Below are 26013 nucleotides of genomic sequence, written 5' to 3'. Positions count from 1 at the left end.
ATCTTCAGAAGTTGCCCTGGACCCACTTCTTCAAGCGGTCCAGCAGCGGAGCCTGTGGCTCTTCATTGCTGTAGTTGTCGCGGCTGCCGATGCCCGAGAACGAGATGCCGTCGGACTGCTTCTGCAGGCCGTACATCAACAGGCCTACGCCAGTGGAATAGATCGGGTTGCGCACTACGTCATCCAGGCCTTTCACGCCGTGAGGCACGCCCAGGCGCACCGGCATGTGGAAGATTTCCTCGGCCAGTTCAGTGGCGCCTTCCATCTTCGCGGTACCGCCGGTCAGCACGATGCCGGCCGGGATCAGGTCTTCGTAGCCGCTGCGGCGCAGTTCGGCCTGGATCAGCGTGAACAGTTCGTCGTAGCGCGGCTCGACCACTTCGGCCAGGGCCTGGCGGGACAGCTCGCGCGGCGGACGGTCGCCAACGCTTGGCACCTTGATGGTTTCACCGGCACCGGCCAGTTTGGCCAGGGCGCAGGCGTAGCGAATCTTGATTTCTTCGGCGTACTGGGTCGGGGTGCGCAACGCCATGGCGATGTCGTTGGTCACCTGGTCACCGGCAATCGGGATCACGGCGGTGTGACGGATCGCGCCTTCGGTGAAGATCGCGATGTCGGTGGTACCACCACCGATGTCCACCAGGCACACGCCCAGCTCTTTCTCGTCGTCGGTCAGTACCGAATACGCGGAAGCAAGCTGCTCGAGAATGATGTCGTCGATTTCCAGACCGCAGCGGCGCACGCATTTTTCAATGTTCTGAGCGGCGTTGACGGCGCAGGTGACCACGTGGACCTTGGCTTCCAGACGCACGCCGGACATGCCCAGCGGTTCGCGGACGCCTTCCTGGTTATCGATTACGTAATCCTGCGGCAGGGTGTGCAGCACGCGCTGGTCAGCCGGGATCGCCACGGCCTGGGCAGCGTCGAGCACGCGTTCAAGGTCCGCCGAGCTGACTTCGCGATCACGAATCGCCACGATGCCGTGGGAGTTCAGGCTGCGGATGTGATTGCCGGCCACGCCGACGAACGCCGAGTGAATGCGGCAACCAGCCATCAGCTGCGCTTCTTCGATGGCGCGCTGGATCGATTGCACTGTGGACTCGATGTTCACCACCACGCCTTTTTTCAGGCCACGGGACGGATGGGTACCGATCCCGACGATTTCCAGCGTGCCGTCGTCCGCGACCTCGCCTACCAGCGCCACCACCTTGGAGGTGCCGATATCGAGACCGACGATCATTTTGCCGCTTTGCACGTTTGCCATGGGTCCTGCCTCTTCTTAATTCTTCGCGACAGCGGGTTGGGCTGCCGTGGGCGCTACAGGTTCCCGCCAGCCAACAGCGAGGCCGTTGGCGTAGCGCAGATCGATGCGCGCAATGTTCGTAATCTGTTCTTTGAGCGTCTTGTCATAGATGGCGATAAAGCGGCGCATCTTTTCCACCAGGTTGCCGCGGCCAAGCAGCAGTTCGATTCCCGGGCCGGCACTGCCGGGGCCGGTGGTCAGGAACCAGCTGCCGCGTTCACGCAACTCCAGGCGTGCAATCGAGAAGCCCAGAGGCCGGAGCATCTGACTCAACACCTGGTACTGCTGCATCACCTGCTGCTGGGCCCGCTGAGGCCCGAACAGCTGAGGCAAATGTTCGTAGTTCGCCAACTCACGCGGAGTGAAGGCCTGGCCCTGGTTGTTCAACAGCGACTCGTCGCCCCAACGGGCCACCGGCAGTTGTTCTTCCAGGCGGATCACCACTTGATCCGGCCATACCCTGCGCACTTCGGCGTGGGCAATCCATGGCATCTGTTCCAGCTCGGTGCGCATGCTCGCCAGGTCGATGGTGAAGAAGCTCGACGCCACGTATGGGGCGATTCGCTGCTGCACCGCTTGCTGGCTGATGTAACTCAAGTCGCCCTGCACGTTGATCTTGGTGATCGGCCGGTCGGCGTACGGCAACAAGCGTGTCGCGCCTTCGTAAGTACCGAACCCCAAGGCCACCAGCAGCACCGGCCAGAACAACGCTTTGAGAAAACCGAAGTTGGCTTTCGGCAGGCGCGCGGACATCGGCTCTTTGGCCACCATTCGGCTGGCACCCCGTGGCACCGGCTTGCGACCGGGCGATGCGGGGGGCTGATGTCTCAGCTGTGCGCCTTGCATACTCTTAACCTCTTGGTTCTTTATTGCCGGCAACGCTCTCGGCCAGAATGGCCAGGACCAGTTGCTGGAAATCCAGACCGGCGGCACGGGCCGCCATCGGCACCAGGCTGTGATCAGTCATGCCCGGTGCGGTGTTGACTTCCAGGAACCAGAACCGCCCTTCGGCGTCCTGCATCACGTCTGCCCTGCCCCAACCGGCGATACCCAGCGCTTCACAGGCTTTCGCCGTGAGGTCCATGAGTTCCTTTTCCTTGGCGCTGTCCAGCCCGCATGGAATGCGGTACTGGGTATCGTTGGCGATGTACTTGGCGTCGTAGTCGTAGAAGCTGTGCGTCGTGCCCAGGGCAATCGGTGGCAACACCTGGTCACGCAGGGTGGCGATGGTGAACTCCGGACCGTGAATCCATTGCTCGACCAACACTTGCGAATCGTAGGTACTGGCCGCTTTCCATGCGTCGATCAATTCAGACGCGGAACTCACTTTGGCCATCCCGATACTCGAACCTTCATGGGCCGGTTTGACGATCAAAGGGAAGCCCAGTTCCGTCGCCGCCGAAATACAATCGGCCTCGCTGCCGAGTACCGCGTGACGTGGCGTCGGAATGCCCAGGCTGTGCCAGACCTGCTTGGTGCGCAGTTTGTCCATGGCCAGGGCCGACGCCAGGATGCCGCTGCCGGTGTACGGAATGCCCAGGCATTCGAGCAGGCCCTGCATGCTGCCGTCTTCACCGCCACGACCGTGGAGGATGACGAAGGCGCGGTCGATCTTTTCGTTGAGCAGACGCTGCAGCAGGTCATCGCCCACGTCGAGGCCGAAGGCGTCCACACCGGCGCTTTGCAGTGCATCGAGCACCGCGTTGCCCGACTTCAGGGAGACCTCACGCTCGGCACTCTTGCCGCCGAACAGCACGGCGACGCGACCGAAGTCTTTCGGCGCGATGGTGGAGACCAGATTGGCGTAGGCAGCAGTCATTTCAACGTCCCCTTCTCCGGCGCGGCAACGGCACCGGCGAACAACTCGCTTTTCAACAGTTTTGGTGCGAGACCGCCGATATCACCGGCGCCCTGGCACAGCAGGATGTCGCCAGCGCGCAGCAGTGGCTTGACCACTGGCGCAAGGTCGACACCACGCTCGATGTAGATCGGGTCGAGCTGGCCACGCTGACGAATGCTGTTGCACAGCTTGCGGCTGTCGGCGCCCGGAATCGGCTCTTCGCCGGCCGGATAGACTTCCATCAGCAGCAGGACGTTGGCGTCGGCCAGCACATTGACGAAATCGTCGTACAGGTCGCGGGTACGGCTGTAACGGTGCGGCTGGTAGACCATCACCAGGCGGCGCTCCGGCCAGCCACCGCGAACGGCCTTGATCACGGCCGCGACTTCCGTCGGGTGGTGACCGTAGTCATCGACCAGCATCACGTTGCCGCCTTCCACCGGCAGTTCGCCGTAGACCTGGAAGCGTCGGCCGACCCCCTGGAACCCGGACAGGCCCTGGACGATGGCTTCATCGCTGACGCCTTCGTCGGTGGCGATGCAGATGGTCGCCAGCGAGTTCAGCACGTTGTGGTTGCCCGGCATGTTCACCGAAACATCCAGCGGCTCGCGGTCAGGGCGCAGCACGGTGAAGAAGGTCTGCATGCCTTGCTGGCGGACGTTGATGGCGCGCACGTCGCAGTCTTCGCCGAAGCCATAGGTGACCGTCGGACGCTTGACCTGCGGGAGGATTTCACGCACCACCGGATCGTCCAGGCACACCACCGCCAGACCGTAGAACGGCAGGTTGTGGAGGAATTCGACGAAAGTTTTCTTCAGTTTGTTGAAGTCACCGTCGTAGGTCGCCATGTGATCGGCGTCGATGTTGGTAACCACGGCCACCAGCGGCTGCAAGTGCAGGAAGCTGGCGTCGCTTTCGTCGGCCTCGGCGATCAGGTAGCGGCTGGTGCCGAGCTGGGCATTGGTGCCCGCGGCATTGAGGCGTCCACCGATGACGAACGTCGGGTCCAGGCCACCGGCGGCGAACACCGAAGCGATCAGGCTGGTGGTGGTGGTTTTGCCGTGGGTACCGGCAACGGCGATACCGTGGCGATAGCGCATCAGCTCAGCCAGCATCTCTGCACGCGGCACCACCGGAATACGGCGTTCCAGCGCGGTAGCGACTTCCGGGTTGGAGGTGTTTACGGCACTCGACACCACCAGCACGTCGGCGGCAGCGGCGTTCTCGGCGCGGTGGCCGATGAAGATCTGCGCCCCGAAGGATTCCAGGCGCTCGGTCACCGGCGAAGCCTTCAGGTCGGAACCGGAAACGGCATAACCCAGGTTCAGCAACACTTCGGCAATCCCGCACATGCCCACGCCGCCGATACCGACGAAGTGGATGCGACGGATACGGCGCATTTCCGGTTGTGGCATGGCTTTCTGACTCTCAACCATGGACCACCTCCAGGCAGCTATCGACCACGTTACGGGTGGCATCGGGTTTGGCCAGGCGGCGTGCCGCGGTAGCCATTTCGTTGAGTCGTTGTGGTTGCATCAGGACCTCTGTCAGGCGAGCGGCAAGATCCGCTGCGCCAGTCGTTCTTTGCGGCATCAGGAAGGCTGCGCCTTCACGGGCCAAATATTCGGCGTTGCGGGTCTGGTGATCGTCGATGGCGTGAGGCAAAGGCACCAGCATCGAGGGCAGACCGGCGGCGGCCAGTTCACTGATGGTCAGCGCGCCTGCGCGACACACCACCAGGTCGGCCCAGCTGTAGGCTTGGGCCATGTCTTTGATGAAGGGCTGCACCTGCGCCTCGACGCCAGCCGCGCGATAGCGCTCTGCAGTCACTTCATCGTGGTTTTTACCGGCCTGATGGAACACTTCCGGACGCAAGTCGGCAGCGACTTGCGACAGGGCTTCAGGCAGCAACTTGTTCAACGGTTCTGCGCCCAGGCTTCCGCCCAGGATCAGCAAACGCGCCTTGCGACCGGCCAGGGCAGGTCGCGATGTCTCGAGGAACAGCTCGGTGCGCACCGGATTACCCGTGGTCCGGCGGCTGTCCGACAGGGTAAAGGTGTCGGGGAACGCTTCACAGACTCGGGCGGCCAACGGCACCAGCAACCGATTGGCGGTACCGGCCACGGCGTTCTGTTCGTGAACGATCACCGGCACGCCGGCCAATTTGGCCGCGACGCCGCCAGGGCCGGTCACAAAGCCACCAAAGCCTACGACGCAGACCGGTTGCAGACGGCGAATGATCGCCCGTGCCTGCCAGACCGACTTGAACAACATGAACGGCGCCTTGAGCAGCGACAACTTGCCCTTGCCGCGCAGACCGCTGGCGTTGATCCGATGCAGCTCGATACCGGCCGCCGGCACCAGATCGTTCTCGATCCCACGCGGAGTGCCTAGCCAGTGCACGGTATAGCCACGCGCCTGGAATTCGCGGGCACAGGCCAGCGCCGGGAACACGTGGCCACCGGTGCCGCCCGCCATGATCATGACGTTAGCGCCCATGGTTCGGCTCCTCGGCGAAGTCGCTCTCATGGAACTCCATCTCTTCACTGCCCAGGTGGGTTCGACTTTCCCACTCGATGCGCAGCAACAAGCCGAGACAGGCACAGCAAATCACCAACGAACTACCCCCGTAACTGAGGAACGGCAGGGTCAGCCCCTTGGTCGGCAGCAGGCCGACGTTCACGCCGATGTTGATCAGGAACTGCCCGATCCACAGGAAGGACAAACCGTAGGCCACATAAGCCGCAAAGAACTGCTTGGCCTTCTCGGCCCACAAACCGATGTACATGCCACGAATACACACGAAGACGAACAGGGCCACGGTGCACAAGGAACCCACTGCGCCCAGCTCTTCGGCCAGGACCGAGAACACGAAGTCGGTGTGGGCTTCCGGCAGGTAGAACTGTTTCTGTACGCTGTTGCCCAGGCCAACGCCCAGCCATTCACCGCGACCGAAAGCGATCAAGGCCTGGGACAACTGATAGCCGGCACCGAACTGATCGGCCCACGGGTCAGCGAAGTTGGTCAGGCGCGCCATTCGATACGGCTGCATTTGAATCAACAGCACCACCGCGCCGACGGCCAGGACCACCATCAGGGAAAAACGGAACAGCCCGACGCCGCCAAGGAACAGCATCGCCGCCGCAGCGCCCATCATCACGACGGTGGCACCGAAGTCCGGCTCCATCAGCAGCAGGCCCGCCATCGGTAGCAGCACGATGAACGGCTTGAAGAAGCCCATCCAGCTTTCCCGCACTTCTTTCTGGCGACGCACCAGATAACCGGCGAGGTAGATCACCACGAACACCTTGGCGATCTCGGATGGCTGGACGTTGAAGAAGCTGAAGCCGATCCAGCGCATCGAACCGTTAACCTCACGGCCGATCCCCGGAATGATCACCATCACCAGCAAGCCGAACGCACCCAGCAGCATCAGCCAGCCCAGGCGTTGCCACGTGGCAATCGGGATCATCATGGTGACGATGCAGGCTCCCAGGCCCAGCACCACGTAGATCAGATGGCGAATCATGTAGTACAGGGCACTGCCGGACTGCACCGCCGCCACTTCGGTCGATGCCGAGGCGATCATGATCAGCCCCAGGCCGAGCAGCGTCAGGCAACCGGCGAGCATCGGGAAATCGAGGTCTATTCCGCGTCCGGTAATGATCGGCGATGGATACGGCTTGATGATGCCTTTCAGGCTCATGCCAGATCCTCCACGGTTTGGACGAACTGGTGACCACGGTCTTCGTAGTTCTTGAACATGTCGAAACTGGCGCAGGCTGGCGATAGCAGCACCACGTCGCCCGGTTGGGCGGCAGCGCGGCATTGCTCGACAGCTTCGACCAGGGAACCGGCGCGGATCAGCGGCACTGCGTCGCCGATCGCTTCGCCGATCTTGTCGGAGTCGCGGCCCATCAGGATCACGGCGCGGCAGTTGGCCGCCACGGGATCGCGCAGGTCCTTGAACTCGGCACCCTTGCCGTCACCGCCGGCGATCAGCACGACCTTGCCGTCGATGTCCGCGCCCAGGCCTTCGATAGCCGCCAGCGCGGCACCGACGTTGGTGGCCTTGGAATCGTTGTAGTAGCCAACGCCATCGAGGTCGCGGACCCATTGGCAGCGATGCTCGAGGCCGGCGAAGGTGCGCAGGCTCGACAACATGGCATCGAACGGCAGGCCGACGGCATGACCGAGCGCCAAGGCCGCCAAGGCATTGGACTGGTTGTGGGCACCACGAACTTTCAGCTCACGCACCGGCATCAGGTTCTGGAATTCGAAGGCCAGGTATTTCTCGCCGCTTTCTTCGCGCAGGCCAAAGGCCTTGAAATCTGGTTTGGTCAAGCCAAAGGTCCAGCACGGCTGGCCCTCGCCTATCAGTGGACGGCTGAGCGCATCCTGACGGTTGACCACAAACTGCTTCGCTCCACGGAAGATCCGGTGCTTGGCCAGGTGATAGGCCGGCAGACCGCTGTAACGGTCCATGTGGTCTTCGCTGATGTTGAGCACGGTCGCCACTTCGGCGTTGAGCTGATCGGTGGTTTCCAGCTGGAAACTCGACAGCTCCATCACGTACAGCTCGACGTCGTCGCTCAGCAGGTCCAGCGCCGGGGTACCGAGGTTGCCGCCGACGGCCACTCGCTTGCCAGCCGCAGCAGCCATCTCGCCAACCAGGGTGGTGACGGTGCTTTTCGCATTGGAGCCGCTGATGGCCACGATCGGTGCCTTCGCGTTACGCGCGAACAGCTCGATGTCACCGGACAGTATCACGCCACGGGCGGCGGCAGCCTGCAGGGCCGGGGTAGCCAGGGCCAGGCCGGGGCTCACGTAGAGCTCGTCGGCACGGCACAGGAATTCGACGTCCAGCTCGCCACAACGCACTTCCACGTGCGGATAGTCACGCTTGAGCGTGGCCAGTTCCGGTGGATTTTCCCGCGTATCGGCCACTGCAAACGCCACGCCCCGGTTCGCCAGGAAGCGAACCAGGGACATGCCGCTCTTGCCGAGGCCGACAACGATGCGGAAGTGGTCAGAAGCGATCAGAGACACGGGTTTCTACCTCAGCTTCAGGGTGGCAAGGCCGACCAGCACGAGAATCACGGTGATGATCCAGAAACGGACGATCACGCGCGGCTCAGGCCAGCCCTTGAGTTCAAAGTGGTGGTGAATGGGCGCCATGCGGAACACACGGCGACCGGTCAGTTTAAAAGAGGCAACCTGAATGACGACTGACAGGGTTTCCATCACGAACACACCGCCCATGATGAACAGGACGATTTCCTGGCGGACGATCACCGCGATGGTGCCCAGGGCCGCGCCCAGCGCCAGTGCGCCGACGTCACCCATGAAGACTTGCGCCGGATAGGTGTTGAACCAGAGGAAGCCCAGGCCTGCGCCGATCAGCGCGCCACAGAACACGATCAACTCGCCCGCGCCCGGAACATAAGGAATCAGCAGGTATTCGGCGAATTTCACGTTACCCGACAGGTAGCAGAAAATACCCAGGCCACCGCCCACCATCACCGTCGGCATGATCGCCAGGCCGTCGAGGCCGTCGGTCAGGTTGACCGCGTTGCTCGAACCGACGATCACGAAATAGGTCAGGACGATGAAGCCTGCGCCCAATGGAATGCTGTAGTCCTTGAGCATCGGCAGGATCAGCGTGGTTTCAACCGGCGTGGCGGCTGTCATGTACAGGAAGATCGCCGCGCCCAGGCCGAATACCGATTGCCAGAAATACTTCCAGCGGCTCGGCAAGCCACGGGAGTTCTTCTCGATGACCTTGCGGTAGTCGTCGACCCAGCCGATGGCGCCGAACAGCAGGGTCACCAGCAGTACGACCCAGACGTAACGGTTGGTCAGGTCAGCCCACAGCAGGGTGCTGACGCCGATGGACGACAGGATCAGCGCGCCGCCCATGGTCGGGGTTCCCGATTTGGACAGGTGCGACTGCGGGCCGTCGTTGCGAACGGACTGGCCGATCTGACGGTTCTGCAAGGTGCGGATCATCCACGGGCCATAGCACAGCGACAAGACCAGCGCGGTCAGTACACCGAGAATCCCGCGCAGGGTCAGGTACTGGAAGACCGCGAAGCCTTTGTAGAACTGTTGCAGATACTCCGCTAGCAGCAGCAGCATTAATGTTTCTCCAGACTGGACCCGCACAAAGCGGCGACGACGTTTTCCATCGCAGCGCTACGCGACCCCTTGATCAAAATGGTGGTGTTTGTGTCTTGCTCGGCGCCCAGGGCCTTGATCAGTTCAGCCTGCGTGCTGAAGTGCAAAGCCTGTGGACCGAATGCGTTCACGGCGTGAGCCATCATTGGTCCGACGGCGTACAGCGCAGAAACCTTGCCACGGGCGTACTCGCCCACGTCGCGGTGCCCCTGCTCCGCCCATTCGCCCAACTCGCCGATATCCCCGAGCACCAGGACGGTGCGACCGGAAAAGCCGGCCAGTATATCAACGGCAGCGCACATGGAGGTGGGGTTGGCGTTGTAAGTGTCATCAATCACGCGCATGCCATTGCTGGCCAGTTGCGCGACGGTTCGCCCCTTGACCGGTTGCACCGCGCCGAGGCCGGTGGCGATGCCGAACAGCGACACACCCAAGGCATGGGCGGCAGCGGCGGCGGCCATGGCATTGGCGACGTTATGGGTGCCGAGCAGATTCAGTTGAACGCGCTCCGCACCTTCAGGGCTGTGCAAGTTGAATGCGGGGCAGCCGCGGGCATCGGTGGCCAGGTCACTGGCGTAGAAATCGGCGCTGGAGTTGCTCAACGCAAACGTCAGCACTTTGCGATCACCGGCACGCGCCTTCCAGATAGCGAACGCCTTGTCGTCGAGATTGAGAACGGCGACGCCATCGGCATCCAGCCCTTCAATGATCTCGCCTTTGGCTTCGACGATTTTTTCCGGCCCGCCGAACTCGCCGACGTGGGCGGTCCCGGCATTGTTGAGAATGGCCACGTGCGGCTTGGTCAGGCCGACGGTGTAGGCAATTTCGCCCAGGCGCGAGGCACCCAGTTCGATCACCGCGGCGGTGTGTTCCGGCGCCAGTTCGAGCAAGGTCAGCGGTACGCCAAGGTCGTTGTTCAGGTTGCCACGGGTCGCCAGCACTGCACCGCGCGTGCGCAGGATGCTCGCGAGCATCTCCTTGACCGTGGTCTTGCCGCTGGAACCGGTGATGGCCGCGACCGGGTGGGTATAAGCGGCGCGATTCAGCGCGCCCAACTGGCCCAGGGCCTGGCGGGTGTCGCTGACCAGTAACTGCGGCAACGTGCTGTCGGCGACTTCACGCTCGACCAGCGCGGCCACGGCGCCCTTGGTGGCGACTTCATTGAGATAGTCATGACCGTCAAAACGCGGACCGGTCAGGGCAATGAACAGTTGACCCGGCTTAATTGCACGGCTGTCGATGCTGACGCCGTCGAAGCTGGCATCGGCGGACACCAGGCGAGCGTTCAGCACACCGGTCAGTTCACTCAGTTTCAACGCCTTAAGCATGGGCCACCTCCCACGCGGTCAAGGCATGATCAGCCTCGACCAGATCGGAAAAGGCATGCCGCTCGCCGTTGATTTCCTGATAGTCCTCGTGACCTTTACCGGCCAGGACAATCACGTCATCCACCGAGGCACTGGCGATCAGCCGGGCAATCGCCTGACCACGACCGGCAACGAACTCCACTTTATCCACAGCCGTGAAACCGGCGCGGATATCATCGAAAATCACCGATGGATCTTCCGTGCGCGGGTTGTCATCGGTCACCAGCACGCCATCGGCCAGGCGCTCGACCACTTCGGCCATCAACGGACGCTTGCCGCGATCGCGGTCACCGCCACAGCCGAACAGGCACAGCAGCCGACCCTTTGCGTGTGGACGCAAGGCCGTCAGGACTTTTTCCAGGGCATCCGGGGTATGGGCGTAGTCGACCACTACCAACGGTTGAGTACCGCCACCGAGGCGCTGCATGCGACCGGCCGGGCCTTCGAGTTTCGGCAGCACCTTGAGAATTTCGTCCAGTGCGTAATCCAGGCCAAGCAATGCGCCAACCGCTGCGAGCACGTTGCTCAGGTTGAAACGACCGAGCAAGGTGCTGCGCAAGTGGTGCTCGCCCTGTGGCGTGACCAGCGTGGCGCGTACGCCTTCGTCGTCGAACTGCGCCTCACGGCAATAGAGGTAAGCACTGCTGTCGAGCAGGCTGTAGGTGATCAGCCGCGATTCACGCTTTTCGGCGGCCAGTTGCCGGCCGAAATCGTCGTCGAGGTTAACCACACGGCATTTCAAATCGTTCCAGGCGAACAGCTTGGCCTTCGCTTCACCATAGGCCTGCATGGTGCCGTGATAGTCCAGATGATCGCGGGACAGGTTAGTCATCACGGCCACATCAAACGCCAGTGCGGTGACACGGCCCTGATCAAGACCATGGGACGACACTTCCATGGCGACCGCTTTGGCCCCGGCCTTTTTCAGGTCGCCCAACGTCGCCTGCATGGCAATCGGGTTCGGCGTGGTGTGCAGGCCGCTTTCCAACGAACCGTAGAAACCGCAACCGAGGGTGCCGACGATGCCGCAGTGCTGGCCAAGCAGATCCAGCGCCTGGGCGACCAGTTGAGTGACACTGGTCTTGCCGTTGGTGCCGGTCACGCCCACCAGGTTCAGGTGATGGCTCGGCTCGCCATAAAAACGCCCGGCGATGTCCGACAGCTGGGCCGCCAGGCCCTTGACCGGAATCAGCGGCACTTCAGTGATCGGCAGGACCGTAGCGCCTTCGACTTCATAAGCCACCGCAGCAGCACCGCGCTGCAAGGCGTCGGCAATGTGCGCACGGCCGTCGAACTTGCCGCCCGGCACGGCGAGGAACAGATCGCCCGCGCGCACGTTGCGGCTGTCCAGGGCGAGCTCGCGAATCAGCAGATCGTGGCCGGCGTGAGGGAAAATCTTGTTCAGGCTCAGAGACATCAGCCGCGCCCTCCATTGGCTTTCAGCGGAACGACCGGTGTAGCGTTCGCTTGTTGAGTAGGTGGCAGGTTGTCCGGCGTGATGTTCATCAGGCGCAGGGTGCCCGACATCACACGACTGAACACCGGCGCGGAAACCAGGCCACCGAAGTAACCGGCTTTGGTCGGCTCGTCGATTACAACCACAATGGCGTAACGCGGATCGCTCATCGGGCCGAAGCCGGCGAACAGCGAGCGGTAGGAATTCTCGGCGTAACCCTTGGTGCCAACCGAGGTTTTACGCGCGGTACCCGACTTGCCGCCCACGTGATACGCCGGCACCTGCGCACGGAACACACCGCGCGGGGCCTCGATCACTTGTTGCAGCATGCCTTGCATGGTTTTCGCCACGGCCTCCGGCAACACCTGGGTGGTTTGCGGCGCCTTGTCGGTCTTGATCAGGGTCAGCGGTGCAAGGCGACCGTTGTTGGCCAGGGCCGAGAAGGCGTGGACCAGCTGGATCGCCGTCACGGATACACCGTAGCCGTAGGACAGCGTGGCGGTTTCAGCCTTGCGCCATTCGCGGTAGTTCGGCAGGTTGCCAACGCGCTCGCCCGGGAAGCCGAGGCCGGTATCCTGGCCCAGACCGACTTTCTGCGCCAGGCGGAAAATCGTCTCGCCACCGATATCGAAGGCGATCTTGCTCATGCCGACGTTACTGGAATTGATCAGGATGCCGGCCAGGTCGAGCACTGGCCCTTCGCTCTTGGAGACGTCCTTGATGGTGTACTTGCCGATCTGCAAGGAGCCCGGATACACCTCGACGGTGTCGCTCGGTTTCCAGCGGCCGGTTTCGATGGCGGCGCTCATCGAGATCGCTTTCATGGTCGAACCCGGTTCGAACACGTCGATCATCGCGCGGTTACGCATCATCGCCGGCTGCAGGTTGCGACGATTGTTCGGGTTGTAGGTCGGCTGGTTGACCATCGCGAGAATCTCGCCGGTCTTCACGTCCATGATCACCAGGCTGCCGGCCTTGGCGCCGTTCTCGATGATCGCGTTGCGCAATTCGCGGTTGGCCAGGTATTGCAGGCGCAGGTCAATGGACAACGCCAAGGGCTTGCCGGCCTTGGCGTTTTTGGTGACCTGGACATCCTTGATCAGCCGGCCGCGCCGGTCCTTGATCACCTGACGCTTGCCAGGGACCCCGGCCAGCCATTCGTCGTACGCCAGTTCGACGCCTTCACGACCGTGATCATCGATGTCGGTAAACCCGACCATATGGGCGGTGACTTCACCGGCAGGATAAAAGCGCCGGAACTCTTCGATGCCGTAGACCCCTGGGACCTTCAGGTCGAGCACCGCTTGCCCCTGCTCAGGCGTCAGCCCGCGCACCAGGTAAATGAATTCCTTGTTGGCCTGCGCTTCAAGACGCTCGGTCAGGGCTTTGGGGTCTTGCCCCAAGGCGGCGGCCAGTGCCGGCCACTTGTCTTTTTCCAGCTGCATTTCCTTGGCGTTGGCCCACAGCGTGGTCACCGGGGTACTGACGGCCAAAGGCTCGCCGTTACGGTCGGTGATCAGGCCACGGTGCGCCGGAATTGGAATATGCCGAACGCTGCGCGCATCGCCCTGACCTTTAAGGAAGTCACGGTCGACCACTTGCAGATCGATGATGCGCCAGCAGATCGCGGCCACCATGACGCCGAGCAACCCCAGCACCACGCGGAACCGCCACGGGAAGAGTGCGCCTTCGAGTTTCATCATGGCGCCACCATCTTCACGTCAGCGGCACCGGGGATGTGCATTTTCAGTTGTTCGGTGGCCAGCACTTCGATACGGCTGTGGGCGGTCCAGGTGCTTTGCTCCAGAATCAACCGGCCCCACTCGGCCTGCGCCTTGTCGCGCACGCTCAATTCGTTGTACAGCGTGTTCAGCAACTGGCGATTCCAGTGGGCGCTGTAAGACACGCCGATAGCCGACACGAGCACGCCGACAAACAGCAGCAGCATGAAGAAGCTTCCGCCGGGTAATGGCTTGGCGAAAAGCCTGCTCACCGCAGCTTCTCCGCCACACGCATGACAGCGCTACGGGAACGTGGGTTGGCTTTGAGTTCGGCGTCGGAGGCCGTCTGCGCTTTGCCATGGACTTTGATTTTCGGTTCGAAGGCGACGTGCCGAACCGGCAGGTTGCGCGGCAGGTTGTCGGCTTCGCCTTTCACCAGCTTGCGCATGAACAGTTTGACGATACGGTCTTCCAGCGAATGGAAGCTGATCACCACCAGGCGACCGCCCACTTCCAGGCACTCCAACGCGGCTTCGAGGCCGGTTTCCAGATCACCCAGTTCGTTGTTGACGTGAATACGCAAGCCCTGGAATGCGCGGGTTGCCGGGTTCTTGCCCTTTTCCCACGCCGGGTTGGCGACTTTCAGGACTTCCGCCAGGTCACCGGTACGCTCGAATGGCTTGACGTCGCGACGCTCGACCACGGCGCGAGCCATGCGACCGGAGAAACGCTCTTCGCCGTATTCCTTGAACACCCGGGCGATTTCTTCCACAGGCGCGGTGTTGACGAATTCGGCTGCGCTGATGCCACGGGACGGATCCATGCGCATGTCCAGCGGACCATCATTGAGGAAACTGAAACCGCGCTCAGGGTCGTCGAGCTGCGGTGAAGACACGCCCAGATCGAGCAACACACCGCTGACCTTGCCGTTCATTCCGCGCTCGGCCACTTCGGCACCGAGCTCGGCAAAGCTGCGCTGCACAACGACAAAGCGGCCGTCTTCGGCCGCTAGCGTCTGCCCGGTGGCAATCGCTTGTGGATCTTTATCGAATCCGAGCAACCGACCATCGGGACCGAGCTGGCTGAGGATCAACCGGCTGTGTCCGCCGCGTCCGAACGTGCCGTCCAGATAGCAGCCATCAGGACGTACGGCGAGAGCCTCGACGGCTTCGTCAAGCAGTACGGTGATGTGGTTAAAGCCGCTATCAATAGTCACAGGATCAAATCACGCAGTTCTTCAGGCATGGCGCCCGGTTGTTGAATAGCAGCCAGGTCAGCGGCAGAAACCGCGTTCCAGGCATCCTCGTCCCACAATTGGAACTTGTTCAGTTGGCCCACCAACATCGCGCGCTTATCCAACTTGGCATATTCACGAAGACGCGGTGGAACCAGGAAACGACCACTGCCATCGAGCTCGAGGTCGACGGCATTACCAATCAGTAAACGTTGCAGGCGGCGGTTCTCTTCGCGAAGCGAAGGCAGTGCGCGCAGTTTGGTTTCAATAATTTCCCACTCATCGAGGGGGTAAACACACAAACAAGGATCAACGGCATCAATTGTCACGATTAATTGACCGGAACTGCGCGAATCGAGCTCGTCACGGTACCGGCTCGGCATTGCGAGACGGCCCTTTGCATCGAGACTGATAGCGTTGGCTCCGCGAAACACGTCAGCGCCTCTCCAAATTCTAGCGTTTTTAGCTCAAAAAACCCACTTCATGCCACTTTCCGCCACTTGCGCACACTATAGGAATGCGCCCACCACACCGTCAAGGCGCGGATTAAAGGAAAAGCCTTACAGAACTGAGATTTAGGAGCATTAACGGAGGGGTAACGAGAATTCGGCAGATGAAACTGCCCCATAACTTGAATCAGCACAGGCGGCTGCGTTCGGAAGTTAAAGTAATTTATTAAGAGTAAGATTTTTTTGGTATTACAAAAGAGGTTCTGCGGATGATTGTATAAGAAGGGAAATTGCTATCACCTGGCTCCCCTGCTCATTGATTCAAGCAGAGGAAAGAAAAAGGTGGAGAGTCGATCTGTAAGCCGGGTTCTGTCTTGAACAGTCATTCGTCTACGATGGCCATCACTGGACATCTTTAGCAACCTACCCGGTCCCAGCGCGGGCCACGCCTTGGGACCCTATTTGGTCTTGCTCCAAGTGGGGTTTACCTAGCCACGAACTGTTGCCAGACGTGCGGTGCGCTCTTACCGCACCTTTTCACCCTTACCGGCGCCGAAGCGCTTAGGCGGTTATTTTCTGTGGCACTTTCCGTAGGCTCACGCCTCCCAGGCATTACCTGGCACTTCGCCCTATGGAGCCCGGACTTTCCTCCCCCCCCTAATTTTCATAGAGGGCAGCGACTGTCCGATCGACTCTCCGCCGCGAAGGTTACCGGCAGAGCGCCCGAAGAACAAGCGTTAAGCGCCTTTGGGCACGCCTGCGCGTCGGGTTTTACTCAGCCTTCTGTTTATCCAGCGCGATCTGGTACAGCACATTCTTTCGCTCGCCGGAAATTTGCGCCGCTAAAGCGGCCGCACGCTTGAGCGGCATTTCTTCGAGCAGCAGGTTGAGGATGCGCATCGCCTCGCTGCTGACGGCGCCCTCTTCCTCGGGGGCAGACCAGCCCGCCACCAACACCACGCACTCGCCGCGCTGCTGATTGCTGTCCGACTCGACAAACTCGCGCAGCTCTGCCAGCGGCAATCCTTTCAGGGTTTCAAACGTCTTGGTCAGCTCACGGGCAAGCAGTGCCGGGCGCTCGGGGCCGAACACCAGCTCCATGTCTTGCAGGCACTCAAGGATGCGATGCGGAGCCTCATAGAAGATCAATGTGCGAGGCTCTTCCTTTACCTGCTCAAGACGCGCTCGCCGCCCCACAGCCTTGGCTGGCAGAAAGCCTTCGAAAATGAAACGGTCGGAAGGCAGCCCAGCCGCCGACAACGCCGCAATCAATGCGCAGGCACCCGGAACCGGCACCACATTGATGCCCGCCGCTCGCGCCTGCCGCACCAGGTGATAACCCGGATCGGAAATCAGCGGCGTCCCGGCATCCGAGATCAACGCCACGTTGTCACCGGCAAGCAGGCGAGTGATAAAGCGACTACCTTCATCCCGCTCGTTGTGCTCATGGCAGGCCGCCAATGGTGTCGAAATGCCGAAGTGCTGCATCAAGCGCTGGGAATGGCGGGTATCCTCCGCGGCGATCAAGGCCACTTCACGCAGAATCTTCAGCGCCCGGGCACTGATGTCATCCAGGTTGCCGATGGGCGTCGCCACCACATAAAGCGAGCCAGCAGCGGAATTCAAAGCACCTGGAGCAGTCAAAGCGCACACCTCATGATCGGTAAAAGTCGCCATTGTAGCGCGTAGCGAGGCTCACGATACGCGCAAGCAAACCTGTCATCGGCGACCATTTGTGCGCTGGCGCAACATTTACACCAGCTAAATTGATCGATTCACGCCACTAACATCGCGCCCCGGCCAGTGCTTGGGTACAATTCCACGCTAATTTGATCGAGTATCAGGAACGCTTACATGATCGCTTGCCTGCGGCTGTTATCTGCCCTCTGCCTCGCTGCCTTGCTGGCGGCTTGCGCCAGCTCGCCCTCCTCCAGCCTTGGCGAACTTCCACGGACACCGGACGCCAGTATCGAGCAGTTGCTTGAGAAAGCCGCCCAAAGCAAATCACCGGAAGATGCCGCCCTGCTGCGCTTGAGCGCTGCCGACCTGGCCTACCACCAGGGCAATGCCGGCCAGTCCGCGCAAATCCTGCAACAGGTGCCTGTCGAACAGCTCAAGCCAGGCCAACAGGTCTTCGCCAGCACGCTGGCGGCTGAACTGGCCATGACTCGCAACCAGCCCAAAGCTGCGCTGACTGCCTTGAGCCATCCGAGCATGCAACGCTTGAGCGAACTGCCCGTCGAGCAACAGGTTCGCACCGGCACCGTTCACGCCCGCGCCCTTGAAGCCGATGGCCAGACCCTTGCCGCGGCTCGCGAGCGCATTTTCATCGCCCCAATGCTCAAGGGTGAAGCCGCGAGCAAGAACCACGAAGCCATCTGGGCCCTGATCGCTTCGCTGCCGACCGAGCAGCTGCAGCCGAACAGTACCGACGATCTCGGCGGCTGGATGGCCCTGGCGCTGGCGGTGAAGTCCGCCGGCACCCTGGAGCAGCAACAGGCCGCCATCGACAACTGGCGCGCGCAGAATCCGAAACATCCTGCAGCCATTCAGTTGCCGCATGCGTTGACCCAACTCAAGGAACTGGCCAGCCAGCCCCTGACCAAAATCGCCCTGCTGCTGCCTCAGGACGGCCAACTGGCCTCGGTCGGCAAAGCGCTGCGCGACGGCTTCATGGCCGCCCACTACCAGGCCCAACAGGCCGGGCAGAAACCACCTGCCATCGAGTTCTACGACAGCTCGCGCCTGACCTCCATGGACGAGTTCTACCGCAAGGCCCAGGCCGATGGCGTGCAACTGGTCGTCGGCCCGCTGGAGAAGCCACTGGTCAAACAGCTGAGTACTCGCCCGCAACTGCCGATCACCACGCTGGCACTGAACTACAGCGAGGGCGACCAAGGTCCGGCGCAGCTGTTCCAGTTCGGCTTGGCCGCAGAAGACGAAGCCCGCGAAGTGTCGCGCCGCGCCCGCGCCGACGGCCTGCATCGCGCCGCCATCATGGTGCCGAAAGGCGAATGGGGCGACCGCGTGCTCAGGGCATTCAGCCAGGATTGGCAAGCCAATGGCGGCACCATCGTTGCCACCGAACGTGTTGATCAACCGGTACAGTTGGCCCAGCAGATTGCCGATATGTTCCAGCTGCGCCAGAGCGAAGGTCGCGCCAAGAGCCTGCAAAGCACTGTTGGCTCACAAGTAGCCGCCCAGCCGTCGCGCCGCCAGGACATCGAATTCATCTTCCTTGCCGCAACGCCGCAACAGGCCCAACAGATCAAACCGACCCTGAACTTCCAGTACGCGGGCGATGTGCCGGTCTACGCCACCTCCCACGTGTTCAGCGCCAGCGGTGACGTCAACCAGTACAACGACATGAACGGCATTCGCTTCTGCGAAACGCCATGGTTGCTGGAGACCAACGACCCACTGCGCCGCCAGGTCACCGCCCAGTGGCCACAGGCCGCCGGCAGCCTGGGTCGCCTGTATGCAATGGGTGTGGATGCCTATCGTCTGGCGCCACGCCTGGGCCAGCTCAAGTCCCTGCCGGACAGCCGCATCGACGGTGAATCGGGCAGCCTTGGCATGACTCAGACCCAGCGGGTCGTGCGTCAGTTGCCTTGGGCCCAGTTCGCCAATGGTCAGATCCAGCGCCTGCCGGACACCGCTCGCTGATGCCTGACAGGTCACGCCAGCAAAGCGGCAAGGATGCCGAGCGCCATGCGCTCGAGCATCTTCAACAACAGGGTCTGCGCCTGCTGGCGCAGAACTGGTTGTGTAAACGCGGTGAGCTTGATCTGGTCATGCTAGATGGCGATACAGTAGTATTCGTTGAAGTCCGCTACAGAAAAAACACTCAATGGGGTGGCGCGCTCGATAGCATCGATGAGCGCAAACGGCAAAAACTGATTTTCGCCGCGCAATATTTTCTTCAGCGCGAGTCGCGTTGGGCCAATTCCCCTTGCCGCTTCGACGTGATTGCCATCGACAGCCACCTCGATCAGTTGAACTGGCTACAGAATGCCTTCGACGGCTGATCGCCGGCATTGCGAACCGGACACTATCACCCAACACTTTTGCTCTTTGCTTTGCGGGCTGCACATTCACGTGCCGAACAGCCGCGCTACTTAAGGTCACACAGATGGACATGCAATCGCGAATTCGCCAGCTTTTTCAGGCCAGTATCGACACCAAGCAACAGGCGATGGAAGTACTTGCACCGCACATCGAGCAAGCCAGCCAGGTCATGGTCAACGCCCTGCTCAACGAAGGCAAAATGCTTTCCTGTGGCAACGGCGGCTCTGCTGGCGACGCCCAGCACTTCTCGTCCGAGCTGCTCAACCGCTTTGAGCGCGAGCGCCCGAGCCTGCCAGCCATCGCCCTGACAACCGACAGCTCGACGATCACCTCGATCGCCAACGACTACAGCTACAACGAAATCTTCTCCAAACAGATCCGTGCACTCGGCCAACCGGGCGATGTGTTGCTGGCTATCTCCACCAGCGGCAACTCGGCCAACATAATTCAAGCGATCCAGGCCGCACATGATCGCGAAATGATTGTCGTAGCATTGACGGGACGTGACGGCGGCGGCATGGCGTCGCTACTGTTGCCCGAGGACGTCGAGATTCGCGTACCGGCCAACGTCACCGCTCGTATTCAAGAAGTCCACCTGCTGGCGATCCATTGCCTTTGCGACTTGATCGACAGCCAATTGTTCGGGAGTGAAGAATGACCCCTAATCGCCTTGGCCTACTGGCCTTGACCCTGTGCCTCGGCATCAGCGGCTGCACCTCGGTGGTGACTGCCAGCCGCGAGGCTCCGATTGAAGATGACCGTGGCACTCGCACACTGGGCAGCAAGATCGACGACTCCCTGATCGACACTAAAGTTGGCGTGAACGTCGCCAAGGCCGACCCGGCCCTGGATAAGGATTCGCATATCGTCGTCACCAGCTTCAACGGTGTCGTGCTGCTCGCCGGGCAAACACCCCGCGCAGACCTCAAGGCCAAGGCCGAACAGGCCGCAGCCGCGGTCCAGCGCGTGAAGCAGGTGCACAACGAACTGCAAGTCCTGCCACCTTCCAGCTTCCTGGCCCGCCAGAACGACACCTGGCTGACCTCCAAGATCAAGACCCAGATGCTCGCCGACGCGAACATCCCAGGCTCGCGTATCAAGGTCGTCACTGAAAACGGCATTGTCTACATGCTGGGTCTGCTGACCAAACAGGAAGCTGCGCAGGCGACCAATTTGGTGCAAGGCGTTTCCGGTGTGCAGAAGATTGTGAAGCTGTTTGAGTACATCGATTGAACCCCATCCTGTAGGAGTGAGCCTGCTCGCGAAAAACGTCCGGTGAATGCGCTCATTCAGACAGCCCGCGTCATCGTTCACGCCCATCGCGAGCAGGCTCGCTCCTACATCGTTTGAAGGGGGCGAAATAAAAAAAGGGTGATCCTTGCGGATCACCCTTTTTTTATTTCACCACCTTCAAACTCGGTCGACCGCTAGGACGCGGCGGCTCGCTGTCCGGTGGCGGGAGATCGTCATCCGGCTCGATGTCATCGTCCTCGCCCATTGGCGATTCCAGATCAAACACCATGCCCTGGCCATTCTCCCGGGCGTAGATACCCAGGATCGAAGCAATAGGCACGTACAAGGTGTGCGGTACGCCACCAAAGCGCCCTTCGAAACTGACCGCCTCGTTATCCATGTGCAAGTGACGCACAGCTTGTGGCGATACGTTCAGGACGATCTGTCCGTCACTGGCAAACCCCTGAGGCACCTGCACCGACGGATACTCGGAATTGACCAGCATGTGCGGGGTGCAATCGTTGTCCACAATCCACTCATAGAGCGCGCGGACCAGATAAGGTCGACTGGAGTTCATAGCGGCTCCTTAAGCCTTAGCGCATGTCGCGTTCGACACCAGACAGACTCGCCTGGAATGCCTCACGCGCAAACTGGCGCTCCATATAATCAAGCAGCGGCTTGGCTGGCCGCGGCAGTTCTATACCCAGAATCGGCAATCGCCAGAGTATTGGCAATAGGCAGCAGTCCACCAGACTTTGTTCCTCGCTGAGGAAAAACGGTTTGTCGGCGAACAGTGGCGACACACCCGTCAGGCTTTCGCGCAACTCTTTGCGAGCCACGGCACGGGCCGCCTCCTTGGTCCGCGAATCCAGAATCAGATCCACCAGACCACACCAGTCGCGCTGAATGCGGTGTATCAGCAGACGACTGTTGGCGCGCGCCACGGGATAAACCGGCAGTAGCGGCGGGTGCGGGTAACGCTCATCCAGATATTCCATCACCACAGTCGACTCCCACAACGCCAGGTCGCGATCGACCAGGGTGGGCAAGCTGCCGTAAGGGTTCACCTCAATCAGTTTAGGTGGCTGGCGTCCAGCTTCCACATAAATGATCTCGGCGCTGACACCCTTCTCTGCCAGTACGATGCGCACTCGGTGGGAATAGTGGTCGGCGGGGTCGGAGTAACAGGCCAACCGATTGGTCACGCCCATGGCGATCCTCCTCGCTTGTAGAAATTATCGAAAAGCTCAAAAACGAGCGCGCCCAGAGGGCGCCTCCCGTAACGACTGGATCACCAGATTCGCTACATCTTCAGAGGCGCCCTTGGGCGCGCGCGATTAACAGCAATAGCTTGAAGCTTTATCAGTGCACGTCTTTCCAGTATTCGCGCTTGAGCAGGTAAGCGAAGACGAAGAAGAACGCCAGGTACAACAATACGTACGTACCGATGCGCTGATGTTGCAGCTTAACCGGGTTAGCCGAGTAAGCCAGGAAGGTTACCAGATTCTTGACCTTCTCATCGAACTGCTCTGCAGACAGGGCACCGCTTTTCGGCACGATGGTCAGTTGATCGCACGCTTCATGAGTCAATGGCGTGCCGGTCAACGGATCAAATTGCTTCTTGCCGTCTTCGACGATCTGAACCTGTTTGCAACCAACCACCTGGCGACCTTGCAGGCCGGCCAGGACGTTAGGCATGCCCACGTTCGGGAAGACCTTGTTGTTCACGCCCCATGGGCGCGCAGGATCTTCGTAGAACGACCTCAGGTAGCCGTAGAGCCAGTCGGTGCCACGAACACGGGCAACCAGGGTCAGGTCCGGCGGCGCCGCGCCAAACCAGGCCTTGGCGTCCGCAGGCTGCATGCCGATGCTCATGTGGTCGCCGATCTTGGCGCCGGTGAACATCAGCTTCTCCAGCATCAACTCATGAGGAATGCCCAGGTCGTCGGCAACACGCTCATAGCGTTGGAACTTGGCACTGTGGCAACCCATGCAGTAGTTGGCGAACGTACGCGCGCCGTCCTGCATGGCTGCTTTATCGGAAACGTCGATATCGACTTTTTCCAGCTCCGGACCACCGTGTTCAGCTGCGAAAGCGAACACTGGCAGCGCAGCAAGCATCAATACAGCAAATAGTTTTTTCATCAGCCAGTCACCCTTTCCGGAACCGGTTTGGTCTTCTCGAGCCTGGTGTAGAACGGCATCAGAATGAAGTAGGCGAAGTACAGGAAGGTACATACCTGCGACAGCAACGTACGCTCAGGGGTTGGAGCCAATACGCCCAGCACGCCCAGGATCACGAACGAGATGCAGAACACCCAGAGCCAGATCTTGCTCAGCCAGCCCTTGTAGCGCATCGACTTGACCGGACTACGGTCCAGCCATGGCAGGACGAACAGCACAGCAATGGCCGCGCCCATGGCGATCACACCAAGGAGCTTGTCCGGAATCGCACGCAAGATGGCGTAGAACGGAGTGAAGTACCAGACCGGAGCGATGTGCTCTGGGGTCTTGAAGGCGTTCGCCACTTCAAAGTTAGGCTTCTCGAGGAAGTAGCCGCCCATTTCCGGGAAGAAGAACACGATCGAGCAGAAGATGAACAGGAACACCACCACGCCGACGATATCTTTCACGGTGTAGTACGGGTGGAAGGCAATGCCGTCCAGCGGTATGCCGTTTTCGTCCTTGTGTTTCTTGATGTCCACGCCGTCCGGGTTGTTCGAACCGACTTCGTGCAACGCCAGGATGTGCAGCACCACCAGACCCAGGATAACGATCGGCAGGGCAACCACGTGCAAGGCGAAGAAGCGGTTCAGGGTGATACCGGAAATCAGGTAGTCACCACGAATCCACTGGGTCAGGTCGTTGCCGATGACCGGGATCGCACCGAACAGCGAGATGATCACCTGGGCACCCCAGTAGGACATCTGGCCCCACGGCAGCAGGTAACCCATGAAGGCTTCAGCCATCAGCGCCAGGTAGATCAGCATGCCGAAGACCCACACCAGCTCACGCGGCTTCTGGTACGAACCGTAGAGCAGGCCACGGAACATGTGCAGGTAGACCACGATGAAGAACGCCGAAGCACCGGTGGAGTGCAGCAGACGCAGGATCGAGCCGTACTCGACGTCACGCATGATGTATTCGACGGAAGCGAACGCCTCTTCCGCCGACGGGTTGTAGCTCATGGTCAGCCAGACACCGGTAACGATCTGGTTGACCAGAACGAGCAGCGCCAGGGAGCCAAAGAAGTAGAAGAAGTTGAAGTTTTTCGGAGCGTAATACTTGCTGAGATGGTCTTCCCACATCTTGGTCGCGGGAAAGCGTGCATCAACCCAATCCATGAATTTGCTCATCACGCTTTCTCCGTATCGACGCCAATGATAATAATTTCATCGGTCTCATAGGAATGCGGGGGCACTGGCAGGTTCAAAGGCGCAGGTTGCGACTTGTAGACGCGACCAGCCAGATCGTAGTGAGAACCGTGGCAAGGGCAGAAATAACCGCCTACCCAGTCTTTACCCAGATCCGCAGGCGCCACTTCAGGACGGAAGGTCGGCGAGCAACCCAGGTGCGTGCAGATACCGATCAGCAGCAGGACCTCGGGTTTGATCGAACGGGTTTCCGGATCAACGTAAGTCGGTTGTGTCGAGCTCTTGGACTCCGGGTCAGCGAGCTGGCCCTCGATCTTCTTCAGGTTCCCCAGGATTTCCGGTGTACGGCGGACGATGAACACCGGCTGGCCGCGCCACTCAGCAATCATCTGCTGGCCTGGCTCGACTTTGCTGACATTCACTTTCACCGGTGCACCTGCGGCTTTCGCCTTGGCACTGGGAAACCATGACCCCACGAACGGGACCGCAGCCCCCACCGCTCCTGCAGCACCCACCACGGATGTGGCTGCTACCAAGAAGCGACGCCGGCCTGTATTCACGCCGTCATTGCTCATTCAGTCCTCTCCCATCAGCTTTGTGGCCTGTTAAATCAGGCATCTACTAAGTAAATCTATGTACTTATAAAAATTTTGCCGAATGGTAATGAAAAGCCCCAATTCTGACAAGGTAATTACCGGAGCCCATCACCCCCAAGCCTTGTAGTATAGGGCGTCTGCGGATGTGGCAAGTTGTCACAGCGCAATTCTTTGATAAATCGCAGACATAAAAAAACGCCCAGCTCCGTGAGGAAACTGGGCGTTCTTTTTTGAACGTGAAAGCGAATTAACGCTTCGAGTACTGCGGACGCTTACGCGCTTTACGCAGACCGACTTTCTTACGTTCAACTTCACGAGCATCGCGGGTTACGAAGCCGGCTTTACGCAGGGCGCTGCGCAGAGTCTCGTCGTAGTCCATCAGAGCGCGGGTGATGCCGTGGCGGATTGCGCCAGCTTGACCACTCACACCACCGCCGATCACGGTGACGTAGATGTCGAACTTCTCGACAGTCTCAGTCAATTCCAGCGGCTGACGAACTACCATGCGGGCAGTTTCGCGGCCGAAGAAATTATCCAGCGAACGGTTGTTGATGGAGATGTTACCAGTACCCGGACGCAGGAAAACGCGTGCGGTTGCGGTCTTGCGACGGCCAGTGCCGTAATTTTGAGTCGCCGACATAATGTACTATTCCGTTAAAACTTCAGTTCTTGGGGCTGCTGAGCAGTATGTGGGTGTGCAGCGCCCGCATAGACTTTCAGCTTACGGTACATGTCGCGACCCAGCGGGTTCTTAGGCAGCATGCCTTTGACCGCGGTCTCGATCACGCGCTCAGGGGCCTTGGCGATCAGCTTTTCAAAGTTGATCGACTTGATGCCGCCCGGGAAACCGGAGTGGGAGTAGTACATTTTGTCAGTGGTTTTAGCACCGGTAACACGGATCTGCTCAGCGTTGATTACGACGATGTAGTCGCCGGTGTCAACGTGAGGAGTGTACTCAGGCTTGTGCTTGCCACGCAGACGGCTCGCGATTTCGGTGGCCAGACGACCCAGGGTCTGACCAGCAGCGTCGACGACAAACCAGTCGCGCTTTACTGTTTCCGGTTTAGCAGTAAAAGTCTTCATTCTTTATAGCCTCAGGGGCCGCCCTGTAAATTAGACGGCGGATCTTACTGAATAGTGCGTACTTTGACAAGTCAAAGGCAGCCGGATACAGACGCTTTCGGGGGCTCGGGTC

Annotated in this window: 26 protein-coding genes and 1 other RNA gene; 4 read left to right on the top strand and 23 right to left on the bottom strand. The window is 60.5% G+C overall.

The window, feature by feature from the left end; all coding sequences use genetic code 11:
- Positions 1–4: 4 nt before the first annotated feature.
- From ftsA to rsmI, 16 genes are all read right to left on the bottom strand, one after another.
- The gene (gene ftsA, locus KGA88_RS01825; protein ID WP_110659915.1) at positions 5–1264 is read right to left on the bottom strand and encodes a cell division protein FtsA; all 1260 of its coding nucleotides are present in this window, start codon (positions 1262–1264) and stop codon (positions 5–7) included.
- Positions 1265–1279: 15 nt separating this feature from the next.
- On the bottom strand, positions 1280–2149 hold the full coding sequence (locus KGA88_RS01820) for a cell division protein FtsQ/DivIB (protein WP_103396251.1): 870 nt from the start codon (positions 2147–2149) through the stop codon (positions 1280–1282).
- Between the two features lie 4 nt (positions 2150–2153).
- The gene (locus KGA88_RS01815; RefSeq protein ID WP_110659916.1) at positions 2154–3122 is read right to left on the bottom strand and encodes a D-alanine--D-alanine ligase; all 969 of its coding nucleotides are present in this window, start codon (positions 3120–3122) and stop codon (positions 2154–2156) included.
- Entirely contained in the window at positions 3119–4579 is a 1461-nt protein-coding gene (murC, locus tag KGA88_RS01810; RefSeq protein WP_110659917.1) for a UDP-N-acetylmuramate--L-alanine ligase, read from the bottom strand. Before murC ends, KGA88_RS01815 begins: the two co-directional genes overlap by 4 nt.
- On the bottom strand, positions 4572–5642 hold the full coding sequence (gene murG, locus KGA88_RS01805) for an undecaprenyldiphospho-muramoylpentapeptide beta-N-acetylglucosaminyltransferase (RefSeq protein ID WP_110659918.1): 1071 nt from the start codon (positions 5640–5642) through the stop codon (positions 4572–4574). Before murG ends, murC begins: the two co-directional genes overlap by 8 nt.
- A complete protein-coding gene (gene ftsW / locus KGA88_RS01800; protein WP_103396249.1) occupies positions 5632–6849 on the bottom strand; it encodes a putative lipid II flippase FtsW in 1218 nt (405 codons plus the stop codon). The genes murG and ftsW overlap by 11 nt, the downstream gene beginning before the upstream one ends.
- Positions 6846–8192 carry a UDP-N-acetylmuramoyl-L-alanine--D-glutamate ligase gene (gene murD, locus KGA88_RS01795; RefSeq protein ID WP_223588450.1) on the bottom strand — a complete coding sequence of 449 codons (1347 nt, stop codon included), beginning with the start codon at positions 8190–8192 and terminating at the stop codon, positions 6846–6848. The genes ftsW and murD overlap by 4 nt, the downstream gene beginning before the upstream one ends.
- Before the next feature lie 6 nt (positions 8193–8198).
- Entirely contained in the window at positions 8199–9281 is a 1083-nt protein-coding gene (mraY, locus tag KGA88_RS01790; protein WP_008005012.1) for a phospho-N-acetylmuramoyl-pentapeptide-transferase, read from the bottom strand.
- On the bottom strand, positions 9281–10648 hold the full coding sequence (locus KGA88_RS01785) for a UDP-N-acetylmuramoyl-tripeptide--D-alanyl-D-alanine ligase (protein WP_223588448.1): 1368 nt from the start codon (positions 10646–10648) through the stop codon (positions 9281–9283). The genes mraY and KGA88_RS01785 overlap by 1 nt, the downstream gene beginning before the upstream one ends.
- Positions 10641–12104: a UDP-N-acetylmuramoyl-L-alanyl-D-glutamate--2,6-diaminopimelate ligase gene (locus tag KGA88_RS01780; RefSeq protein ID WP_110661761.1), complete on the bottom strand. Its 1464-nt coding sequence runs from the start codon at positions 12102–12104 to the stop codon at positions 10641–10643. The genes KGA88_RS01785 and KGA88_RS01780 overlap by 8 nt, the downstream gene beginning before the upstream one ends.
- Complete coding sequence (locus KGA88_RS01775) at positions 12104–13843, bottom strand: peptidoglycan D,D-transpeptidase FtsI family protein (RefSeq protein WP_223588465.1); 1740 nt, start codon at positions 13841–13843, stop codon at positions 12104–12106. The genes KGA88_RS01780 and KGA88_RS01775 overlap by 1 nt, the downstream gene beginning before the upstream one ends.
- Positions 13843–14136, bottom strand: coding sequence for a cell division protein FtsL (ftsL, locus tag KGA88_RS01770; RefSeq protein ID WP_085724063.1), 294 nt, complete (start codon positions 14134–14136; stop codon positions 13843–13845). The genes KGA88_RS01775 and ftsL overlap by 1 nt, the downstream gene beginning before the upstream one ends.
- Positions 14133–15080: a 16S rRNA (cytosine(1402)-N(4))-methyltransferase RsmH gene (gene rsmH, locus KGA88_RS01765; protein ID WP_411740827.1), complete on the bottom strand. Its 948-nt coding sequence runs from the start codon at positions 15078–15080 to the stop codon at positions 14133–14135. Before rsmH ends, ftsL begins: the two co-directional genes overlap by 4 nt.
- Complete coding sequence (gene mraZ / locus KGA88_RS01760; protein ID WP_103396242.1) at positions 15077–15532, bottom strand: division/cell wall cluster transcriptional repressor MraZ; 456 nt, start codon at positions 15530–15532, stop codon at positions 15077–15079. Before mraZ ends, rsmH begins: the two co-directional genes overlap by 4 nt.
- A gap of 357 nt (positions 15533–15889) precedes the next feature.
- An RNA gene (gene rnpB / locus KGA88_RS01755) (RNase P RNA component class A) lies at positions 15890–16243 on the bottom strand.
- A gap of 75 nt (positions 16244–16318) precedes the next feature.
- Positions 16319–17224, bottom strand: a complete 906-nt coding sequence (rsmI, locus tag KGA88_RS01750) for a 16S rRNA (cytidine(1402)-2'-O)-methyltransferase (RefSeq protein ID WP_223588446.1) — start codon at positions 17222–17224, stop codon at positions 16319–16321.
- A gap of 177 nt (positions 17225–17401) precedes the next feature.
- Between rsmI and KGA88_RS01745 the strand changes: the two genes are divergently transcribed.
- From KGA88_RS01745 to KGA88_RS01730, 4 genes are all read left to right on the top strand, one after another.
- Positions 17402–19213: a penicillin-binding protein activator gene (locus tag KGA88_RS01745; protein ID WP_223588443.1), complete on the top strand. Its 1812-nt coding sequence runs from the start codon at positions 17402–17404 to the stop codon at positions 19211–19213.
- Positions 19213–19575 carry a YraN family protein gene (locus KGA88_RS01740; protein WP_110658909.1) on the top strand — a complete coding sequence of 121 codons (363 nt, stop codon included), beginning with the start codon at positions 19213–19215 and terminating at the stop codon, positions 19573–19575. The genes KGA88_RS01745 and KGA88_RS01740 overlap by 1 nt, the downstream gene beginning before the upstream one ends.
- 104 nt (positions 19576–19679) lie before the next feature.
- Positions 19680–20273 carry a phosphoheptose isomerase gene (locus KGA88_RS01735; RefSeq protein ID WP_007972584.1) on the top strand — a complete coding sequence of 198 codons (594 nt, stop codon included), beginning with the start codon at positions 19680–19682 and terminating at the stop codon, positions 20271–20273.
- Positions 20270–20848 carry a BON domain-containing protein gene (locus tag KGA88_RS01730; RefSeq protein WP_223588441.1) on the top strand — a complete coding sequence of 193 codons (579 nt, stop codon included), beginning with the start codon at positions 20270–20272 and terminating at the stop codon, positions 20846–20848. The genes KGA88_RS01735 and KGA88_RS01730 overlap by 4 nt, the downstream gene beginning before the upstream one ends.
- A 163-nt stretch (positions 20849–21011) precedes the next feature.
- Here the strand turns inward: KGA88_RS01730 and KGA88_RS01725 are convergent, their stop codons facing one another.
- The 7 genes from KGA88_RS01725 to rplM all read right to left on the bottom strand — a co-directional run bounded on the left by KGA88_RS01725 (position 21012) and on the right by rplM (position 25901).
- Entirely contained in the window at positions 21012–21425 is a 414-nt protein-coding gene (locus KGA88_RS01725; protein WP_007972582.1) for a ClpXP protease specificity-enhancing factor, read from the bottom strand.
- Between the two features lie 16 nt (positions 21426–21441).
- Positions 21442–22059 carry a glutathione S-transferase N-terminal domain-containing protein gene (locus KGA88_RS01720; protein WP_007972581.1) on the bottom strand — a complete coding sequence of 206 codons (618 nt, stop codon included), beginning with the start codon at positions 22057–22059 and terminating at the stop codon, positions 21442–21444.
- 151 nt (positions 22060–22210) lie between these two features.
- Complete coding sequence (locus tag KGA88_RS01715) at positions 22211–22993, bottom strand: cytochrome c1 (RefSeq protein ID WP_110658913.1); 783 nt, start codon at positions 22991–22993, stop codon at positions 22211–22213.
- Positions 22993–24204, bottom strand: a complete 1212-nt coding sequence (locus tag KGA88_RS01710; protein WP_008045954.1) for a cytochrome b — start codon at positions 24202–24204, stop codon at positions 22993–22995. The genes KGA88_RS01715 and KGA88_RS01710 overlap by 1 nt, the downstream gene beginning before the upstream one ends.
- Complete coding sequence (petA, locus tag KGA88_RS01705; protein WP_110658915.1) at positions 24204–24797, bottom strand: ubiquinol-cytochrome c reductase iron-sulfur subunit; 594 nt, start codon at positions 24795–24797, stop codon at positions 24204–24206. The genes KGA88_RS01710 and petA overlap by 1 nt, the downstream gene beginning before the upstream one ends.
- Before the next feature lie 268 nt (positions 24798–25065).
- A complete protein-coding gene (gene rpsI, locus KGA88_RS01700; protein WP_003228056.1) occupies positions 25066–25458 on the bottom strand; it encodes a 30S ribosomal protein S9 in 393 nt (130 codons plus the stop codon).
- A 14-nt stretch (positions 25459–25472) separates the two neighbouring features.
- A complete protein-coding gene (rplM, locus tag KGA88_RS01695; protein WP_007917032.1) occupies positions 25473–25901 on the bottom strand; it encodes a 50S ribosomal protein L13 in 429 nt (142 codons plus the stop codon).
- Between the last annotated feature and the right edge of the window lie 112 nt (positions 25902–26013).

Origin of the sequence: Pseudomonas sp. A-R-19 (genome assembly GCF_019956575.1) — a bacterium.
Lineage (GTDB): Bacteria > Pseudomonadota > Gammaproteobacteria > Pseudomonadales > Pseudomonadaceae > Aquipseudomonas.
Note: the sequence above shows the minus strand (reverse complement) of the source record. Positions and strands in the feature narration are given on the sequence as shown.

Bases quoted from the DNA above. Each gene is read 5' to 3' on its own strand.
- murC (WP_110659917.1), bottom strand. From the start codon at position 4,579: ATGGTTGAGAGTCAGAAAGCCATGCCACAACCGGAAATGCGCCGTATC.
- mraY (WP_008005012.1), bottom strand. From the start codon at position 9,281: ATGCTGCTGCTGCTAGCGGAGTATCTGCAACAGTTCTACAAAGGCTTC.
- KGA88_RS01820 (WP_103396251.1), bottom strand. From the start codon at position 2,149: ATGCAAGGCGCACAGCTGAGACATCAGCCCCCCGCATCGCCCGGTCGC.
- KGA88_RS01775 (WP_223588465.1), bottom strand. From the start codon at position 13,843: ATGAAACTCGAAGGCGCACTCTTCCCGTGGCGGTTCCGCGTGGTGCTG.
- rsmI (WP_223588446.1), bottom strand. From the start codon at position 17,224: ATGGCGACTTTTACCGATCATGAGGTGTGCGCTTTGACTGCTCCAGGT.
- rpsI (WP_003228056.1), bottom strand. From the start codon at position 25,458: ATGTCGGCGACTCAAAATTACGGCACTGGCCGTCGCAAGACCGCAACC.
- KGA88_RS01715 (WP_110658913.1), bottom strand. From the start codon at position 22,993: ATGAAAAAACTATTTGCTGTATTGATGCTTGCTGCGCTGCCAGTGTTC.
- KGA88_RS01815 (WP_110659916.1), bottom strand. From the start codon at position 3,122: ATGACTGCTGCCTACGCCAATCTGGTCTCCACCATCGCGCCGAAAGAC.
- KGA88_RS01720 (WP_007972581.1), bottom strand. From the start codon at position 22,059: ATGGGCGTGACCAATCGGTTGGCCTGTTACTCCGACCCCGCCGACCAC.
- KGA88_RS01780 (WP_110661761.1), bottom strand. From the start codon at position 12,104: ATGTCTCTGAGCCTGAACAAGATTTTCCCTCACGCCGGCCACGATCTG.
- KGA88_RS01745 (WP_223588443.1), top strand. From the start codon at position 17,402: ATGATCGCTTGCCTGCGGCTGTTATCTGCCCTCTGCCTCGCTGCCTTG.
- KGA88_RS01725 (WP_007972582.1), bottom strand. From the start codon at position 21,425: ATGAACTCCAGTCGACCTTATCTGGTCCGCGCGCTCTATGAGTGGATT.
- KGA88_RS01730 (WP_223588441.1), top strand. From the start codon at position 20,270: ATGACCCCTAATCGCCTTGGCCTACTGGCCTTGACCCTGTGCCTCGGC.
- KGA88_RS01735 (WP_007972584.1), top strand. From the start codon at position 19,680: ATGGACATGCAATCGCGAATTCGCCAGCTTTTTCAGGCCAGTATCGAC.
- KGA88_RS01785 (WP_223588448.1), bottom strand. From the start codon at position 10,648: ATGCTTAAGGCGTTGAAACTGAGTGAACTGACCGGTGTGCTGAACGCT.
- KGA88_RS01710 (WP_008045954.1), bottom strand. From the start codon at position 24,204: ATGAGCAAATTCATGGATTGGGTTGATGCACGCTTTCCCGCGACCAAG.
- rplM (WP_007917032.1), bottom strand. From the start codon at position 25,901: ATGAAGACTTTTACTGCTAAACCGGAAACAGTAAAGCGCGACTGGTTT.
- KGA88_RS01740 (WP_110658909.1), top strand. From the start codon at position 19,213: ATGCCTGACAGGTCACGCCAGCAAAGCGGCAAGGATGCCGAGCGCCAT.
- ftsW (WP_103396249.1), bottom strand. From the start codon at position 6,849: ATGAGCCTGAAAGGCATCATCAAGCCGTATCCATCGCCGATCATTACC.
- murG (WP_110659918.1), bottom strand. From the start codon at position 5,642: ATGGGCGCTAACGTCATGATCATGGCGGGCGGCACCGGTGGCCACGTG.
- petA (WP_110658915.1), bottom strand. From the start codon at position 24,797: ATGAGCAATGACGGCGTGAATACAGGCCGGCGTCGCTTCTTGGTAGCA.
- ftsA (WP_110659915.1), bottom strand. From the start codon at position 1,264: ATGGCAAACGTGCAAAGCGGCAAAATGATCGTCGGTCTCGATATCGGC.